17 protein-coding genes and 1 tRNA gene are annotated in these 15,323 nt (G+C 63.9%); 9 read left to right on the top strand and 9 right to left on the bottom strand.

Annotated features, from left to right (window positions below; all coding sequences use genetic code 11):
• Nucleotides 1-60: 60 nt before the first annotated feature.
• The 3 genes from F8237_RS15670 to panE all read left to right on the top strand — a co-directional run bounded on the left by F8237_RS15670 (nt 61) and on the right by panE (nt 3,135).
• Complete coding sequence (locus F8237_RS15670; RefSeq protein WP_201280200.1) at nt 61-1,410, top strand: MATE family efflux transporter; 1,350 nt, start codon at nt 61-63, stop codon at nt 1,408-1,410.
• A 103-nt stretch (nt 1,411-1,513) separates the two neighbouring features.
• Nucleotides 1,514-2,122 (top strand): 2-hydroxychromene-2-carboxylate isomerase, encoded by a 609-nt coding sequence (locus tag F8237_RS15665; RefSeq protein ID WP_201280199.1) that lies wholly within the window; start codon nt 1,514-1,516, stop codon nt 2,120-2,122.
• 89 nt (nt 2,123-2,211) lie between these two features.
• Nucleotides 2,212-3,135 (top strand): 2-dehydropantoate 2-reductase, encoded by a 924-nt coding sequence (gene panE, locus F8237_RS15660; RefSeq protein ID WP_151645953.1) that lies wholly within the window; start codon nt 2,212-2,214, stop codon nt 3,133-3,135.
• 193 nt (nt 3,136-3,328) lie between these two features.
• Here panE and F8237_RS15655 read toward each other — a convergent pair whose 3' ends face one another.
• The 4 genes from F8237_RS15655 to F8237_RS15635 all read right to left on the bottom strand — a co-directional run bounded on the left by F8237_RS15655 (nt 3,329) and on the right by F8237_RS15635 (nt 6,899).
• Nucleotides 3,329-3,922 (bottom strand): c-type cytochrome, encoded by a 594-nt coding sequence (locus F8237_RS15655; RefSeq protein ID WP_151645951.1) that lies wholly within the window; start codon nt 3,920-3,922, stop codon nt 3,329-3,331.
• Nucleotides 3,923-4,111: 189 nt separating this feature from the next.
• Complete coding sequence (locus tag F8237_RS15650) at nt 4,112-5,380, bottom strand: PQQ-dependent sugar dehydrogenase (RefSeq protein ID WP_151645949.1); 1,269 nt, start codon at nt 5,378-5,380, stop codon at nt 4,112-4,114.
• A gap of 381 nt (nt 5,381-5,761) precedes the next feature.
• A complete protein-coding gene (locus tag F8237_RS15640) occupies nt 5,762-6,748 on the bottom strand; it encodes an NAD-dependent epimerase/dehydratase family protein (RefSeq protein WP_162006378.1) in 987 nt (328 codons plus the stop codon).
• A gap of 76 nt (nt 6,749-6,824) precedes the next feature.
• A tRNA-Gly gene (locus F8237_RS15635) sits at nt 6,825-6,899 on the bottom strand.
• Between the two features lie 274 nt (nt 6,900-7,173).
• Between F8237_RS15635 and trxA the strand changes: the two genes are divergently transcribed.
• Both trxA and F8237_RS15625 read left to right on the top strand, forming a co-directional pair.
• Entirely contained in the window at nt 7,174-8,097 is a 924-nt protein-coding gene (gene trxA, locus F8237_RS15630; protein ID WP_162006067.1) for a thioredoxin, read from the top strand.
• 100 nt (nt 8,098-8,197) lie between these two features.
• A complete protein-coding gene (locus F8237_RS15625; RefSeq protein WP_151645943.1) occupies nt 8,198-8,875 on the top strand; it encodes an LON peptidase substrate-binding domain-containing protein in 678 nt (225 codons plus the stop codon).
• 75 nt (nt 8,876-8,950) lie between these two features.
• Here the strand turns inward: F8237_RS15625 and F8237_RS15620 are convergent, their stop codons facing one another.
• The 3 genes from F8237_RS15620 to F8237_RS15610 all read right to left on the bottom strand — a co-directional run bounded on the left by F8237_RS15620 (nt 8,951) and on the right by F8237_RS15610 (nt 10,437).
• On the bottom strand, nt 8,951-9,553 hold the full coding sequence (locus F8237_RS15620) for a cytochrome b/b6 domain-containing protein (protein WP_151645941.1): 603 nt from the start codon (nt 9,551-9,553) through the stop codon (nt 8,951-8,953).
• A gap of 52 nt (nt 9,554-9,605) precedes the next feature.
• On the bottom strand, nt 9,606-9,884 hold the full coding sequence (locus tag F8237_RS15615) for a PepSY domain-containing protein (protein ID WP_162006066.1): 279 nt from the start codon (nt 9,882-9,884) through the stop codon (nt 9,606-9,608).
• Between the two features lie 202 nt (nt 9,885-10,086).
• Nucleotides 10,087-10,437 (bottom strand): hypothetical protein, encoded by a 351-nt coding sequence (locus F8237_RS15610; protein WP_151645937.1) that lies wholly within the window; start codon nt 10,435-10,437, stop codon nt 10,087-10,089.
• Between the two features lie 91 nt (nt 10,438-10,528).
• Here F8237_RS15610 and F8237_RS15605 point away from each other — a divergent pair, with 91 nt between their 5' ends.
• The gene (locus F8237_RS15605; protein WP_162006065.1) at nt 10,529-11,059 is read left to right on the top strand and encodes a TetR/AcrR family transcriptional regulator; all 531 of its coding nucleotides are present in this window, start codon (nt 10,529-10,531) and stop codon (nt 11,057-11,059) included.
• A gap of 57 nt (nt 11,060-11,116) precedes the next feature.
• On the top strand, nt 11,117-11,314 hold the full coding sequence (locus F8237_RS15600) for a Trm112 family protein (protein ID WP_074117933.1): 198 nt from the start codon (nt 11,117-11,119) through the stop codon (nt 11,312-11,314).
• Between the two features lie 184 nt (nt 11,315-11,498).
• Here the strand turns inward: F8237_RS15600 and F8237_RS15595 are convergent, their stop codons facing one another.
• On the bottom strand, nt 11,499-12,719 hold the full coding sequence (locus F8237_RS15595) for a ubiquinone biosynthesis hydroxylase (RefSeq protein ID WP_151645933.1): 1,221 nt from the start codon (nt 12,717-12,719) through the stop codon (nt 11,499-11,501).
• Nucleotides 12,720-12,935: 216 nt separating this feature from the next.
• Here F8237_RS15595 and tesB point away from each other — a divergent pair, with 216 nt between their 5' ends.
• The gene (gene tesB, locus F8237_RS15590) at nt 12,936-13,799 is read left to right on the top strand and encodes an acyl-CoA thioesterase II (RefSeq protein WP_143842567.1); all 864 of its coding nucleotides are present in this window, start codon (nt 12,936-12,938) and stop codon (nt 13,797-13,799) included.
• Nucleotides 13,800-13,802: 3 nt separating this feature from the next.
• On the opposite strand, the gene F8237_RS15585 is transcribed toward tesB, so the two are convergent.
• Nucleotides 13,803-14,687, bottom strand: a complete 885-nt coding sequence (locus F8237_RS15585; protein ID WP_151645931.1) for a DUF4339 domain-containing protein — start codon at nt 14,685-14,687, stop codon at nt 13,803-13,805.
• A gap of 238 nt (nt 14,688-14,925) precedes the next feature.
• On the opposite strand from F8237_RS15585, the gene F8237_RS15580 reads away from it, so the two are divergent.
• Nucleotides 14,926-15,264: a P-II family nitrogen regulator gene (locus F8237_RS15580; protein ID WP_027535359.1), complete on the top strand. Its 339-nt coding sequence runs from the start codon at nt 14,926-14,928 to the stop codon at nt 15,262-15,264.
• Nucleotides 15,265-15,323: the final 59 nt, after the last annotated feature.

Below are 15,323 nucleotides of genomic sequence, written 5' to 3'. Positions count from 1 at the left end.
GACGGCCAGGCCGCGCATTGCGCGGCAACGCCTTTGCATGCCCCGATGAAAGGCCAATCCATGTCCGCAGCAAAGCCGCTCTGGAAAACGTTCCTCCGCTTCCTCGTACCGCTCATGCTGAGCAACGCGCTGCAATCGCTGTTCGGCACCGTCAGCAACGTCTATCTCGGCCAGATGATCGGCATCGATGCACTCGCAGCCGTGTCGGCCTTCTTCCCGGTGATGTTCTTCCTGTTCGCGTTCGTCATGGGCCTGAGCACCGGCGCCACCGTGCTGATCGGTCAGGCCTTCGGCGCGGGCGAGCACGGCACGATCAGAAGCGTCGTCGGTACGACGCTCGCAGTCGGCATGCTGCTGTCGATCTCGATCGCACTGGTCGGCGGGGTCTTCAGCCGGCAATTGATGATCGCGCTCGCGACGCCCACGGACATTCTCGATCAGGCCAGCGCCTATGCGCGCATCATGATGCTGACGGTGCCACTCGGCTTCGTCTTCCTGCTGATGACGGCGATGATCCGCGGTGTCGGCGATTCGCTTACGCCGCTGCTGGCGCTGGCGTTGTCGATCGCGATCGGCCTGATCCTGACGCCGATGCTGATCAGCGGCTCGTTCGGCTTGCCGGCTCTTGGCATCACCAGCCCGACCTGGGCGGCTGCGATCTCCAATTCGCTGACGCTGATCGTGCTGGCCGTCTATCTGCGGCGGACGAAACATGCGCTCGCACCTGATGCTGCATTGCTGCGACATCTGCGGCTCGATCGCGCCGTGCTCGGAAAAATCCTCGGCATCGGCCTGCCGAGCGCGATCGGCATGGTGGCGATGGCGATCGCCGAGCTGGTTCTGCTCGGTCTCGTCAACGGCTTTGGCTCCAAGGCCACCGCCGCTTATGGCGCCATCAACCAGGTGATGGGCTATACGCAGTTCACCGCGATGTCGATTTCGATCACGGTCTCGATCCTCGGTGCGCAGGCGGTCGGCGGCGGTGACAGGACACGGCTCGACGGCATCGTCCGCACCGGGCTCGCGTTCAGCCTCCTGTTAACCGGCGGGCTGGTCGCGCTGATTTACCTCGCACCGCGCGCGGTCCTCGGCCTCTTCATCACCGACGGCGCCGTGCTCGATCTGGCGAAGGAGTTGCTCTTCATCGCCCTGTGGAGCTCGGTGCCGTTCGGCATGGCGACGGTGTTTTCCGGCGCCATGCGGGCCGCTGGCGTGGCGCTGACGCCGATGCTGCTGGCGATCTTCGCGATTGTCGCGATCGAGCTGCCATCCGCGGTGGTCCTGAGCCGCGCCATCGGCCTTGAAGGTGTATGGGCCGCCTATCCCATCGTATTCTGCGCCATGTTCGTTTTGCAGATGGGCTATTACCTCCTGGTGTGGCGCAAGCGGGCGATCCGGCGACTGATCTGATCATCAAGATATTATGACCGTCATTAAACGGTGGACCTGTGGCGTACCCTGCGCCACAATGCGTGCAAAGCCAGCTCAAAAAGCCAGGTCAGGGAGAACGAATTTGACCCGCACAGCCCCGCAATTCCTGTTCGATTTCGGCAGCCCGAACGCCTATCTCAGCCATCTCGCGATTCCGGCGATCGAGCAGCGCATCGGCGTCAAATTCGAATACGTGCCGATCCTGCTCGGCGGCATCTTCAAGTCGACCAACAACAAGTCGCCGGCCGAGACGCTGGCCGGCGTCAAGAACAAGCGCGAATTCCAGGCGATCGAGACCGAGCGCTTCGTCAAGCGTTTCAAGGTCCAGCCTTACGTCTTCAATCCCAACTTCCCCGTCAACACGCTGAACCTGATGCGCATGGCGATCGCGGCGCAGGCCGAGGGCGTGTTCGAGAAATATGTCGAGGCCGCCTTCCACCACATGTGGCGCGAGCCAAAGAAGATGGACGACCCTGAAGTCGCCGCGAAAGCACTGGCCTCCTCCGGGCTCGATGCCCAAAAACTGTTCACCCGCGCCCAGGAGCCCGAGATCAAGGGCAAGCTGATCAAGAACACCGAGGAGGCCGTTGCCCGCGGCACGTTCGGCTCGCCGACCTTCTTCGTCGGCAACGAGATGTTCTTCGGCAAGGAGCAGCTGCGCGAGGTCGAGGAGATGGTGCTGGAGAAGTGATCCAGCACTCTCCGGAAAGCGGGTGGTCTCCTTGAGGTCGTTCTGGCATGCTCCAGGACGACGGAAGAAATAACAATAAGGACTTTCCCATGCGTATCCTCGTGGTCGGCGCAGGCGCCATCGGCGGCTATTTTGGTGGCAGGCTTTTACAGGCCGGCCGCGACGTCACCTTCCTGGTCCGCCCCAAGCGCGCCAGCGAGCTCGCGAGCGCCGGCCTCGTCATCAAGAGCCCGAATGGCGATGTGACGCTGAAGAATCCTCCGACGGTGCAGGCCGACGCGCTCAAGGACAAATTCGACGTCGTGCTGCTGAGCTGCAAGGCGTTCGACCTCGACGACGCCATCAAATCGTTTGCGCCGGCGGTCGGGCCGAACACGGCCATCATCCCCATGCTCAACGGCATGAAGCATCTCGACACGCTGGATGCCAGGTTCGGCAAGGAGCGCGTGCTCGGCGGCCTCTGCGCCATCGCCGCGACGCTGAACGAGCAGCGCGAGGTGGTGCAGCTCCAGCCGATGCAGTCGCTCAATTTCGGCGAGCGCGACGGACAATTGTCGGACCGGGTCAAGGCGATCGACGAGGCCTTCAAGAGCGCCATCAAGGGTGCCGCCGCCAGCGAGAACATCATGCAGGACATGTGGGAGAAGTGGGTGTTCCTCTCCTCGCTCGCCGCGAGCACCTGTCTGATGCGTACTTCGGTCGGCAACATCCTCGCCGCTCCCGGCGGCAGGGATTTCCTGCTCGGCATGTTGGACGAGACCAGCGCGATTGCCACAGCATCAGGCTATACGCCGGGCGGGCCGTTCTTCGAGCGCGTGAAGGGCAACCTCACCACCGAGGGCTCGCCAATGACGGCCTCGATGTTCCGCGACATCCAAGCGGGACTTCCGGTCGAGGCCGACCACGTCATCGGCGACCTCATCGCGCGCGCCGATGCCGCCAAGGTGCCGGTGCCGAAGCTACGCATCGCGTACACGCATCTGAAGGCGTATGAGAAGCAGCGGGCGGGGTAGGTAGCAGCCTCGAACTCCGCTGTCGTCCCGGACAAGCGCAGCGCAGATCCGGGACCCATAACCACAGGGAGTGGTCATGGGGCGAAGTGGTCACTCCAAATCTTCGCCAAACTTGATCCTGTGGTTATGGGTCCCGGGTTCGCGCTGCGCGCGCCCCGGGACGACGAGCTGCGTTTGCCGCAACAGCTTCGCGCTATTTGTAATACGCGAGATAATGCGCGACCGCGGTGATCTCTTCGTCACTCATCGCGTAGGCAACGTCCGCCATCGCTGCGACGCCGCCGCCGATGCGCTGGCCGGCCTTGTAGTCGTGCAGCGCCTTCACGAGATATTCCTCGCGCTGGCCGGCGATGCGCGCCACCGCCTTGGTGCCGGCGAAACTATCGGTGTGGCATGAGGCACAGCGGCGGCCGACCGCAACCTGCGCGCCCTTCTTCGACAGATCGGAGTCCTTGTCCTCCGGACCTTTCGGCGGCGTCAGCGACGAAAAATAGGCACCGAGATTGCGGATGTCCTCGTTGCTGATCTCTTCGGCGATCGGCTGCATCTGCTCGTTCTTGCGCGAGCCGGCGCGGAAGAACACGAGCTGCCATTGCAGGAATTGATCGGGCTGACCGGCGAGCGAGGGGATGTTCTCGGTCTGCGAGACGCCGTTCTCGCCGTGGCAGCCGGCGCAGACTTCCGCCTTGGCCTTGCCGGCGGCGACGTCGGCGGCGCTGGCGGGGAGGAAGCCGAGCGCGAGGAGCGCAACCGCGACCGTTGCGTGCGAGATGAACTGCCAACGCATGATGGAGATTCCGATCTGTCGAACTCGTCATTCCGGGGCGCGCATTGGCGCGAACCCGGAATCCATAACCACGAGCCGGGGCTATGGGTTCCGGACTCGCGCTGGCGCGCGATCCGGAACGACAGCTTGGGACTTTGAAATGAAAGAGGCTGCGGCCGTCACCGGTCGCAGCCTCCATGTCACGTCGCGCTACTTCTTGCTGTAGCTGATGCGATAGATCGCGCCGGCCCAGTCGTCGGCGACGAGGATCGAACCATCCTTGGCGAGGATGATGTCGTTGGGACGGCCGAGATAGCCCTGGTCGCCCTCGAGCCAGCCGGAGGCGAACACCTCCTGCTTGGCGTTCTTGCCGTCGGGCCCGACGATCACCCGCATGATGCGCGCGCCCTGGTATTTGTGACGATTCCAGGAGCCGTGCTCGGCGATCAGAATGTTGTTCTTGTACTCAGGCGGAAACTGGTCGCCGGTATAGAACTTCATGCCGAGCGGAGCGACGTGCGCGCCGAGGTTCAGCACGGGCGGCGTGAACTCGGAGCACTTGTGGCCCATGGCGAACTTCGGATCGGGAAGATCGCCCTGGTGGCAATAGGGATAGCCGAAATGCTCGCCGATTTTCGAGATCATGTTCAGCTTGTCGCTGGGCAGATCGTCGCTGACCCAGTCGCGCGCATTCTCGGTGAACCAGTACTTGCCGGTGCGCGGATCGACGTCGCCGCCGACCGAGTTGCGAACGCCGAGCGCATAGATTTCCGCGTTGCCGGTCTTGGGATCGACGCGGCGAATCTGCGAGACGCTGGTCGGCGGGATGCCGATGTTGAAGGGCGGTCCGAACGGAATGTAGAACCAGCCTTCCTTGTCGACCGCGATGTACTTCCAGCCATGCGCGGCATAGGACGGCATGTCGTCATAGACGACCTTGCCCTCGCCGAGCTTGTCCAGATTGGCTTCGGCGTTGTCGTAGCGGATCAGCTTGTCGACCGCGATGACGTAGAGCGCGCCATCCCGGAAGGCGAGACCGGTGGGCATGTTCAGCCCCTTGAGGATGGTCTTGACCTCCTTCTTGCCGTTGTTGTCCTTGATGGCATAGACGTTGCCGAGACCGAACGAGCCGACGAACAGCGTGCCCTTGTCACCCCAAGCCATCTGCCGCGCCGCGAGAACGCCGGGCGCATAGACTTCGATCTTGAAGCCGGCCGGCAGCTTGATCTTCTTCATCATCGCCGCGAGCTCGGCCTCGGACGCACCCGTCGGCGGACCCGACGGCGGCGCGAGGCCCTTCTGCGCCTCGGTCTCGTCGCCGAGGAACCAGTCATCCGGCGGATGGGTCCAGAACTCCTTGGTGCCGGATTCGTATTTCTTCAGCGGTTTGCTTTTGTCCTGCGCATTGCCGACGCTGGTTCCCGCAAGAAGGGCAACCGCCGCAAGCGCCAACACGGATCGATGGAACATCGATGTCATCGCGTCACTCCCCTAAGGCAGCCGTCAAGGCTGCAAATTATTTTGTTATGGTTCGTCGAGAGGCGAAGTCTGGGGTCTGCCAGCGAGGCAGACGCAAAAAGGTTAGCACATCTGCGGGCGGTGAGAAGCGCGTCGCGTTCGCTGCGGTTGCACTCGGTAAAAGTTGAGACGGATTTTCTCTCGACGCGAGACAGGCAGCGGCAACGATCTCGCTGCAACGCGGAATCAAGACCGCACGCGGCTGATTTGCAGGCAGCAGAGCGAGGCGTCGCGTAAAAACGCGAAAACAACCCCATGCACAGTAGAACGGGTCGGACGACGTCGCGCCCGGTGAACCCGGCTAGCCATCTGACGTGTCGAGCAAAACCGCGATTGCGGCGCTTACGAGATGATGGGATAGGGCCCGTCGTCAAACACGGCGTCATGATAGCCTTTCGATCCGACCTCGCGCGCCAGCGCGCTGCGAAAATCGCGGCTCTCGCGAAGGCAGTTCAGCACATGCGCGAAGTCGAATTCGGGCCGCCAGCCGAGCTCGCGCCGCGCGCACGCATTGACATAGACGCGGTCGATCTCGGGAAAGAGCCGCCAGCCACGCGCGGCGAAGAGCTGCGCGCAATCCGGATAAAGCTCGCGCACGACGCCGGCCGCATCCCGCGCGAGCGCCGCGAGATGGCGCTGCTCGAACGGGCTCGTCGCCGAGACGACGTAGCGGCCGAAACCGATCTTCGGCGCGCGCTCGACGGCGAGCAGATGGGCGTTCACAGCATCGGCTATATCCAGCCAGCGATAGAGCAGCTCGTTGGCCTGCGCGTTCTCCAGCGGATAAGTCGATCGCATCGCGGGATCGTCATCGTCCTCCGGAAAGAAACGCGAGGTCCGCAAGATCACGACCGGCAGCCCACGCTCGCGCAAGAACAGCTCGCAGAGATTTTCGGCCATCAGCTTGGTCGTGCCGTAGATGTTCTTCGGCACCGGCGGCAGGTCCTCGGTGACCCACACCGCCGCCTGTCCAGCCTCCGGCCTGAGCTGCGAGCCGAACGCGCTGGTGGTGCTGGTGAAGACGAAGCTGCGCACGCCGGCGTCGACGGCCGCCTCGAGCAGATTGAGCGTGCCGGTGACGTTGGTATCGATGAAATCCTGCTTGCTGTGGGTCGCCACATGCGGCTTGTGCAGCGTCGCGGTGTGGATCACGGCGGTGACGCCCGTCATCTGCCGCCGCACGAAATCGGGGTCGATGATCGAGCCGACGGCGTCGGCAAAGGACGATGGCTTCAGGTCAATCCCGCGAGCAGGTGATCCGCCCCCGCGAAGCGTCCGGACAATTGCCTCGCCGAGATGACCCGCGCTGCCGGTGACCAGGATTGTCATGTCGAACCCGAACCAGCCGCCAGCGGCGTGGATGACCACGGCCTGACCCGGTTTGGCTGGATGCTCTGGGAAAAATTGGAGCGGGCGAAGGGGCTCGAACCCTCGACCCCGACCTTGGCAAGGTCGTGCTCTACCACTGAGCTACACCCGCATCCTGTGTCGGTCGCATGACTGCGCCGGCAACGGCTGTCGTATGCCAAAAGCGGAGGCCGAATGCAACAGCTACCGGCGGCATAGATTCGGTTTCGAGGCCCCATATGGACCCCGATTCGGGTCGAATCGCCCGGAAACGACCCGGAACTGCCGAATCGGCGGCGATGGATTGAAATTCGGCCGGCCCGGCCCAATTTTAGGCTGACAGCAAAGCATATGAATGAGCGACGTGCTAAAGAGCCGCCATTCCAGACATGAGACGAGGGGATCCCGTGACGATCATCGACCAGGGTAACGGAGCGCCGGGCCCGGCTGCGGCCGATCTGATCAAGGACACCACCACCCAGACCTTCGTGAAGGACGTCATCGAGGAATCGAAGCGCCAGCCGGTGCTGATCGACTTCTGGGCGGAGTGGTGCGGCCCCTGCAAGCAGCTCACCCCCATTCTCGAAAAGGTCGTCAAGGCGGCCAAGGGCAAGGTCAAGCTGGTCAAGATGAACATCGACCAGCACCCGGCGATCCCGGGCCAGATGGGCATCCAGTCGATCCCCGCCGTGATCGCCTTCGTCAACGGCCAGCCGGCCGACGGCTTCATGGGCGCGGTGCCCGAGAGCCAGCTCAATGCCTTCATCGAGAAACTGACCAAGGGCGTCACCGCACCGGGCGAGGTCAATGTCGCCGAGATCGTGCAGGAGGCCGACGCCGTGCTCGCCGAGGGCGATGCCGCGGCGGCCGCGCAGATCTACGCCGAAGCGCTGCAGCACGATTCGACCAACATCGCGGCGCTGGCGGGCCTTGCGAAATGCTACGCCATCTCCGGCGCGATGGAGCAGGCCAAGCAGACGCTGGCGATGGTGCCGGAATCCAAGCGCAACGATCCCGCCGTGAAAGCCGTGCAGACCGCGATCGATCTTGCCGAGCAGGCGGAGCAGCTGGGACCCGTGGCCGAGCTGGAACAGAAAGTCGCCGCAGACCCGCTCGATCATCAGGCACGATTCGACCTTGCGACCGCGCTGAACGCACAAGGTAACCGGGCGGCGGCCACCGAGCAGCTGCTCGCGATCATCAAGCGCGACCGCAAATGGAACGACGACGGCGCCCGCAAGCAGCTCGTGCAGTTCTTCGAGGCCTGGGGCGGCACGGATGATGCAACCGTCGAGGGACGCAAGCGCTTGTCGATTATCCTGTTTTCATAACGCGTCGGCTCGAGCACGATCTTTTCGGGAAACCGCTGCGGAGTTTTCCGTATCTCGCTATAGCAGGGGCTGATCACGTCAACCGGGGACCGCGCACCAGATGCCGATCAACATCGAATATCGCGGGCCCGCCGACCTTCCGGAGATCATCCCGGTATTTCCGCTGCCCGGTGCGCTGCTGCTGCCGCGCGGCCAGATGCCGCTCAATATCTTCGAACCGCGCTACCTTTCAATGGTCGACGATTGCTTCCGCGACGGCCATCGGCTGATCGGCATGATCCAGCCCGACGCAGCGCATTCGCCGAAGAACTCCGACAAGCCGGCACTGTTCCGCGTCGGCTGCGTCGGTCGCATCACCCAGCTCGCCGAATCCGGCGATGGCCGCTACATCCTCGAGCTGACCGGCGTCTCGCGCTTCAGGGTGGTCGAGGAGCTCGAGGTGCTGACCGCCTACCGGCAGTGCAAGGTGGATTTCTTCACCTTCATCGACGACTTCACCGCGCGCAAGGGCGAGGACGAGGTTGATCGCGAGGCGTTGCTGACGGTACTGGCGGACTTCCTGAAAGCCAACAATCTCAAGGTCGACTGGGAGGGCGTCGAGAGCGCGCCCAACGAGGCGCTCGTCAACGCGCTGGCGATGATGTCGCCCTATGGTCCCGCGGAAAAGCAGGCCATGCTGGAGGCGATGGATCTGAAGACCCGCGCCGAGATCCTGATCGCTGTGACCGAGATGGACCTCGCCAAGAAGCGCACCAGCGGCGATCCGCCGTTGCAGTGAGGGGCGACGGTCGTCACGTCACGAACGTCGTCATGGCCGGGCTTGTCCCGGGCATGACGAGGAGAGCGTGTCGCCTTAAGCGCCCTGAGAATGACCGCGGATGCGCTTGCGGCCGGTGAACATCGCGCGGATCAGGTTCTCGCGCTGGAGCAACCCCATCAGCACGACGCCAACGACGTGCAGCACGACCAGCACCATGACCGCATCGGACGCATAGGCGTGGGTGTCCTCGATCCACCACACGCCGAAGAAGGTAACGGTCACCGACAATGCGCCCGATATCGCCGAGACGGCGAGAGATAGCAGCAGTGCCACCAGCATCAAGGTGCCGGCGGGATTGAGCCCGATATAGCGGCCGGTCATGCCGCGGCGCAGATTCCAGAGATAACGCGGCGCGGCACGAAGCCTGACGCCGACCATACGGAAGCGCGAATAGCGGCTTCCCCAGACGCCCCAGACCAGACGGAAGGCCAGAAGAGCGAGCACGGTGTAGCCGACGATGCGATGAACGCTGTCATGGACCGTCGGCGTGAACCACGCCGCCAGAACGCTGGCAGCGAGAGCCCAGTGCCAGAGGCGCAGAGGGAGGTCCCAGACCGTGACCGTCCGCGAAGCGGTTCGATCCGCGGGGGTCCCGTCGGACACCCCGCATGTTCCTGGCGCCGCTTCGTCGATCAAGCGAGGACCACCCTCAATTCCTGCCTGCCTGGCAGTCGTTACGTGGCGATGGTTACTTGGCGATCGTGTGCTTCAGGCTGAGATCTTCGGGGCTGTAGAACAGCTCGTAGAGCTTGCCTTCCTTGACGCCGTAGACCTCGTAGCACGAGCCTTCGATCTTGGAGCGCCGCACCTCGTAGCCGAGTGCCTTGGCCTTGGCTTCGGCTTCGCTGGCCGGCTTCCACGACGCCTTGTCGAGCTTGGTGCAGTCCTTGAAACCGTCGGCCATCGCCGCAGATCCCGTGCCCATTCCGATCGTCAGTGCAATGGCAACAACACGCATCACCTTCACGAGCATCTCCTCTTCTGTCCTTGGCGCGACATCTTGCGCGACGGAGAGTGAAGGATGGGATGGAGAGAGTGAAGTCAATCCGCTACGCGCGTGCGAGGCTTTAGAGTTATTCTAACGATCCGAAAAAGATCAGCGCTGTCCGAATGCAGCGCGCATTTGAAGGCCGACTGCGGCCTTACGCCTCACGGTTTGCGACGGAGCGCTAGTAGCCGGCAACAGCCATCGCGACGACGGCACTGAGCGCCATCCAGCCGAAGTGCCGGCCGCGTGTCGCCCACGCGTTGGCGCAAGCGGACAAGCCGAACACACTGGCCATGGTGAGGACGATCCAGTGGCGCGCCGGTGCCGAGTCCATCCAGGGCGCCGCGATCAGGAGCACGCCGCCGCCGATCCAGGCGACGGTCGAGACCTGCCAGACCAGGCGGATCAGGATGCGAAGCCGCTCCGGCTCGATGCGGGCCCGGGGGAAGACCTTGGTCTCGCCGAGGACGCCGTGGATCAGGGCCACGGCAATGGCCGCAACGCCGGCACATTGGAGCAAGAGATCGCGCATCGACGCCTCCATACAATCATGTATGGACGATTAGGCGCTGGCCCGACGCCTGTCAATACACTAGTGTATGGCTGGATTTCCGGAACCCGCCATGACCGAGCAACTCTCCGCCGACGACTGGATCAAGCAAGGCCTGAAGACGCTCGCCGGAAGCGGCTTCACGGCGCTGAAGGCCGATCCGCTCGCAAAGGCCATGGGGGTTTCACGCGGCAGCTTCTATTGGCATTTCGCCGATCTCGGCGCGTTCCACGCCGCCATCCTGAAGCGCTGGCGCGAGATCGCGGCCGAGCAGATCATCGCCGATGTGGAGGCCGGGGGCGGCGAGCCGCTGACGGCGCTGCTGCGGCGAAGCTTTGGCGCGCGGCTCGATCTCGAGCGCGCGGTCCGCAACTGGGCGGCGTTCGATACGGCCGCGCAGGCCGCGGTCCGCGCGATCGACCGCCGCAGGATCGACTATATCGAGACGCTGCTCGCGATGCGGGGACTCGCGCCGGCGATGGCGCAGGCGCGGGCGCAGATCCTGTACTGGACTTTCCTCGGCTTTGCCCTGTCGGGCACGCCGGTGACGGCCGCACGGCTGCAGCGCCTGCTCGACGAGATCCTGCGGATGGTGTCCGTCTGAGGTTCCTATTTTGACGCGATTTTCTATGCTAGAGGCAGGCGATTGCCGGAGATGAAGATGAACGCGCCCACCGAACGTCCCGAAAACAGCGTCGATCCCAAATTGCTGGAGATTTTGGTCTGCCCGCTGACCAAGGGTCCGCTGGAATTCGATTCCGCGCGGCAGGAGCTGATCTCGCGCAGCGCCAAGCTCGCCTATCCGATCCGCGACGGCATCCCGATCATGCTGCCGGAAGAGGCGCGCAAGATCGATTGAGGATTGGGTGGCGCGCGATGACCGCGCCTCACACTCACTGTCGTCCTCGCGAATGCGGGGACCCATAACCACAGGGAGACTTGTGGCGCGAGCCGGTCACCCCGAGTCTTCGCCAAACTCTTGCTGCGGCGTATGGGTCCCGGATCTGCGCTTCGCTTGTCCGGGACGACGGCGGAATTTGTAGCTACAACGCCTCGCCCTTCAACAACCGCGGCACCTCGCCGGTCAGTCCGGCGGCCTGGCGGATGAAGAGATTCTTCAGCGGCGGGGCGCGGTCGACGAGACCGAGGCCGATGTCGCGGACGGTGCGCAGCAGCGTCGACTGGTTGGAGAACAGGAAGTTCAGCGAGTTGGTGGCGACGCCCATTGCCATCGTGTCGAAGCGGCGCCAGCGCTGGTAGCGCTCGAGCACATCAGCTGCGCCAAGATCCATGCCGAGCCGCGCGGCATCGACGACGACTTCAGCCAGCGCGGCGACATCCTTCAGCCCCATGTTGAGACCCTGGCCCGCGATCGGGTGGATGACATGCGCGGCATCCCCGACCAGGGCGAGGCGCTCGGCGATGAAGGAGCGCGCCACGAAATAGGACAGCGGAAACGCGCGCGGCTTGTCGAGCGCCTTCACTTCGCCGAGATGCAGACCGAAGCGCCGCTCCAGCTCGCCGTGAAATTCCTCGTCGCTCAACGCAATGATGCGCGCGGCCTCAGCTCTGCGCTCGGTCCATACCAGCGAGGAGCGTTTTCCCGCGAGCGGCAGGATCGCGAAGGGCCCCGCGGGCAGGAAGTGCTCCTCGGCGCGGCCCTCATGGTCGCGCTCGTGGCCGACGGTGACGACGATGCCGGACTGATCGTATTCCCAGCCATGGGTGGCGATGCCGGCGCGCTCGCGCAGCTTCGACCGCGCGCCGTCGGCGGCGACCAGCAGGCTCGCCGCGATGACGCTGCCGTCGCCGAGCGTCACGTCGATGCCGTCGCTCCGCGCGTCGTAGGACGACACAATGGTGGCGCGGAGATCGATACCTTCCGCCTCGGCGCGCGCCACCAGCGCATCGATCAGGCGGCGATTCTCGACCATATGCGCAAAGGACTCGCCCGGCGCGACGTCGCCGGCGAAGTTCAGGAACACCGGACGGGTGGCGTCTTCCAGCTTGGAATCGGTGACGACCATGTCGAGGATCGGCTGCGCCTCGCCCCTGACATCGTCCCAGACGCCGATCGCCTCGAACAGGCGGCGGCAGGCGGCCACGATCGCGGTGGCGCGCTGGTCGCGGCTCGGCCGTGTGCCGAGCGCCGGATCTGCGACGATGACGGGAATCTCGGGGCCGAGCCCCTGACGCAACGCGAGCGCCAGCGCCAGGCCCGCGAACGCGCCGCCGCCAATGACAATGCTACCCTGTACCGACATACCCAATCCCTGGCTCACTCTTGGTCTTGCTAGCAGACTTGAGGTGGGCGAAACAGTGCGGTGAAACAAGGGCGGAACTCGCCCACCATGTCATTCCGGGGCGCGACCAGGTCGCGAGCCCGGAATCCATAACCACAGGCCGGGGTTATGGATTCCGGGCCTGCGCCGTTCCGGCGCATCCCGGAATGACGACCAGAGACATTCCGGAGCTGTGTCATGTCCAAGAGCCTGATCGACCTGATCTCGATCCTCGACCTCGAACAGCTCGAGGTGAATCTGTTCCGCGGCAACAGCCCGAAGACGAGCTGGCAGCGGGTGTTCGGCGGCCAGGTGATCGGGCAGGCGATGGTGGCGGCCTGCCGCACCGTCGAGGGCCGGCTGCCGCATTCGCTGCATTGCTATTTCATCCTGCCGGGCGATCCGCAGATCCCGATCATCTACCAGGTCGAGCGCCTGCGCGACGGCAAGAGCTATTCGACCCGCCGCGTCACCGCGATCCAGCATGGCAACGCGATCTTCTCGATCATGGTGTCGTTCCACACCGATGAGGAGAGCGCGTTCGACCATCAGGACAAGATGCCCGAGGTGCCGCCGCCGGAGAAGCTCACGGCGGAGGAGGTGGCGAAGCAGCCGATGTTCAAGGAGATGCCGGAGTTCATCCGCCGCTACTACGAGTCGGATCGTCCGATCGAGTTGCGCCCGGTCGAGCTCAGCCGCTATTTCGGCGAGAAGATCGAGGATGGTCGCATTCACGTCTGGATCAGGACCGCGGCGAAGTTGCCGGACGATCCGGCGCTGCACATGTGCGCGCTGGCCTATGCCTCGGACTTTTCGCTGCTGGACGCGATCATGGCGCGCTACGGCCGCACCCTGTTCGACAAGCGCATGATGCCGGCGAGCCTCGACCACGCGATGTGGTTTCACCGCCCGTTCCGCGCCGACGAATGGCTGCTCTACGCGCAGGATTCGCCGAGTGCGCAAAGCGGCCGCGGCCTGACCCGCGGCTCGATCTTCAAGCCCGACGGCACGCTGGTCGCCTCCGTCGCGCAGGAAGGGTCCGTGCGCGAGCGGAGGAGCTGATCGTCAGAGCAATCCGCGCGGTGTGAGCTCGGTCTGCGACGCGAACCAGTTCATGATCCAGCGATAGACCCACGGGATCGGGATGATGAGGCTGCACAGGATCGCGGCCACGATTCCGCGCCAGAGAATTCCGAGCCCGCTGCCCCTGAAAATGATCTCCCGACGCGTGCCCTGGATGTTGCGATACATCCAGCGGAGCTGGGCTGCGGCAACCCAGGCCCAGCCGATGATGGTGATGAAGGAGATCGCGAGCAGCAGGTTCCAGCCGATGTAGCCCAAGATCGAGCCGGTAAAGCTGAGGCCGAGCGGCTGCCCGTTGGAGGCGATATTCGCGACCATCCATTTGAGCAGCATCCAGTAGAGAACGATCTGGACGATGTAGAGCGCCGTGCTCAGTATCTGGATGCCGGTATAGCCGACGACAATCGCCAGAACGATGAAGCCGAAGAACCAGGGCACGATCGCCATGGCATTGCCGGTGAAGGAGAGGTTCGGCCGTCCGGGGACCTTCACGCAGGCCACGATCCATTTCGTGTACCAGACGAACAGCCAAGGCACCGGGATGATGAAGCACGAGCCGATGACGAACACGAGCGTTCGCCAGGTGAAATCGAGAATGCCGAAATCGACCGACAGCGATCCTGCGCTGCCGCCGCCCGCGTAGCCACCGCCACCCATCATCGGCGGACCGCCAGCCGGGACCATCGGGGGCGCACCGCCGCCGCCGATCAGGCCGGGGATTTCGGCCGCCTTCTGCCAGCCGGCCATGCCCTCGGACCACACCAGCGTATCCGGGCGCACGATCCCTTGCGCGACCAGGTCGCGGAATTGCCCTTCCGGATAGGGCCCCTGCTGCTTGCCCTCGGATGCGTAGAACCAACTCGCCATGAAGCGTCCCCCTCGAACATACTTTTGTACCAGCCGGGACGCTTGGGTTCACCGCATCCATGCCAAAAATGCATTGTGGAGGATGAACGGATGCCCTGTACAGAGGCGGCCGTTCACACGCTCAAACGTTTTTCCGCTTCAAACTGCAAGTTTTTTATGCCATGTGCCCGGAAAGATGCCAGATTGACGCTGCGCCGGGGACATACGGCGCCGCGCATCCCGGGGAACAGGCCTGACCATGAAACTCGTCGTCGCGATCATCAAACCCTTCAAGCTGGATGAAGTCCGCCAGGCCCTGACAGCGATCGGCGTCCACGGCATGACCGTGACCGAGGTGAAGGGCTATGGCCGCCAGAAGGGTCACACCGAGATTTATCGCGGCGCCGAATATGTCGTGAACTTCCTGCCGAAGCTGCGGATCGAGATCGCGGTCGCCTCCGACATCGCCGACAAGGCCGTCGGCGTAATCACCGCTTCCGCCCGCACCGGACAGATCGGTGACGGCAAGATCTTCGTCACGCCGATCGACCACGCGCTGCGCATCCGCACCGGCGAGACCGACAGCGACGCGCTTTAGAAAGTTTTTCGTCGATCGCACCGGGCAACGACGCCACAGCGTGCGACGCAATCACGATG

Source organism: Bradyrhizobium betae, from assembly GCF_008932115.1.
Taxonomy (GTDB): Bacteria; Pseudomonadota; Alphaproteobacteria; order Rhizobiales; family Xanthobacteraceae; genus Bradyrhizobium; species Bradyrhizobium betae.
The sequence above is the reverse complement of the archived record's forward strand: the minus strand, read 5'-3'. Positions and strand labels throughout refer to the sequence as shown.

Coding starts and splice junctions, on each gene's coding strand:
- F8237_RS15670 (WP_201280200.1), top strand. CDS start 61: ATGTCCGCAGCAAAGCCGCTCTGGAAAACGTTCCTCCGCTTCCTCGTA.
- panE (WP_151645953.1), top strand. CDS start 2,212: ATGCGTATCCTCGTGGTCGGCGCAGGCGCCATCGGCGGCTATTTTGGT.
- F8237_RS15655 (WP_151645951.1), bottom strand. CDS start 3,922: ATGCGTTGGCAGTTCATCTCGCACGCAACGGTCGCGGTTGCGCTCCTC.
- F8237_RS15650 (WP_151645949.1), bottom strand. CDS start 5,380: ATGACATCGATGTTCCATCGATCCGTGTTGGCGCTTGCGGCGGTTGCC.
- F8237_RS15640 (WP_162006378.1), bottom strand. CDS start 6,748: ATGACAATCCTGGTCACCGGCAGCGCGGGTCATCTCGGCGAGGCAATT.
- F8237_RS15625 (WP_151645943.1), top strand. CDS start 8,198: ATGCCGATCAACATCGAATATCGCGGGCCCGCCGACCTTCCGGAGATC.
- F8237_RS15610 (WP_151645937.1), bottom strand. CDS start 10,437: ATGCGCGATCTCTTGCTCCAATGTGCCGGCGTTGCGGCCATTGCCGTG.
- F8237_RS15605 (WP_162006065.1), top strand. CDS start 10,529: ATGACCGAGCAACTCTCCGCCGACGACTGGATCAAGCAAGGCCTGAAG.
- F8237_RS15600 (WP_074117933.1), top strand. CDS start 11,117: ATGAACGCGCCCACCGAACGTCCCGAAAACAGCGTCGATCCCAAATTG.
- F8237_RS15595 (WP_151645933.1), bottom strand. CDS start 12,719: ATGTCGGTACAGGGTAGCATTGTCATTGGCGGCGGCGCGTTCGCGGGC.
- tesB (WP_143842567.1), top strand. CDS start 12,936: ATGTCCAAGAGCCTGATCGACCTGATCTCGATCCTCGACCTCGAACAG.
- F8237_RS15585 (WP_151645931.1), bottom strand. CDS start 14,687: ATGGCGAGTTGGTTCTACGCATCCGAGGGCAAGCAGCAGGGGCCCTAT.
- F8237_RS15580 (WP_027535359.1), top strand. CDS start 14,926: ATGAAACTCGTCGTCGCGATCATCAAACCCTTCAAGCTGGATGAAGTC.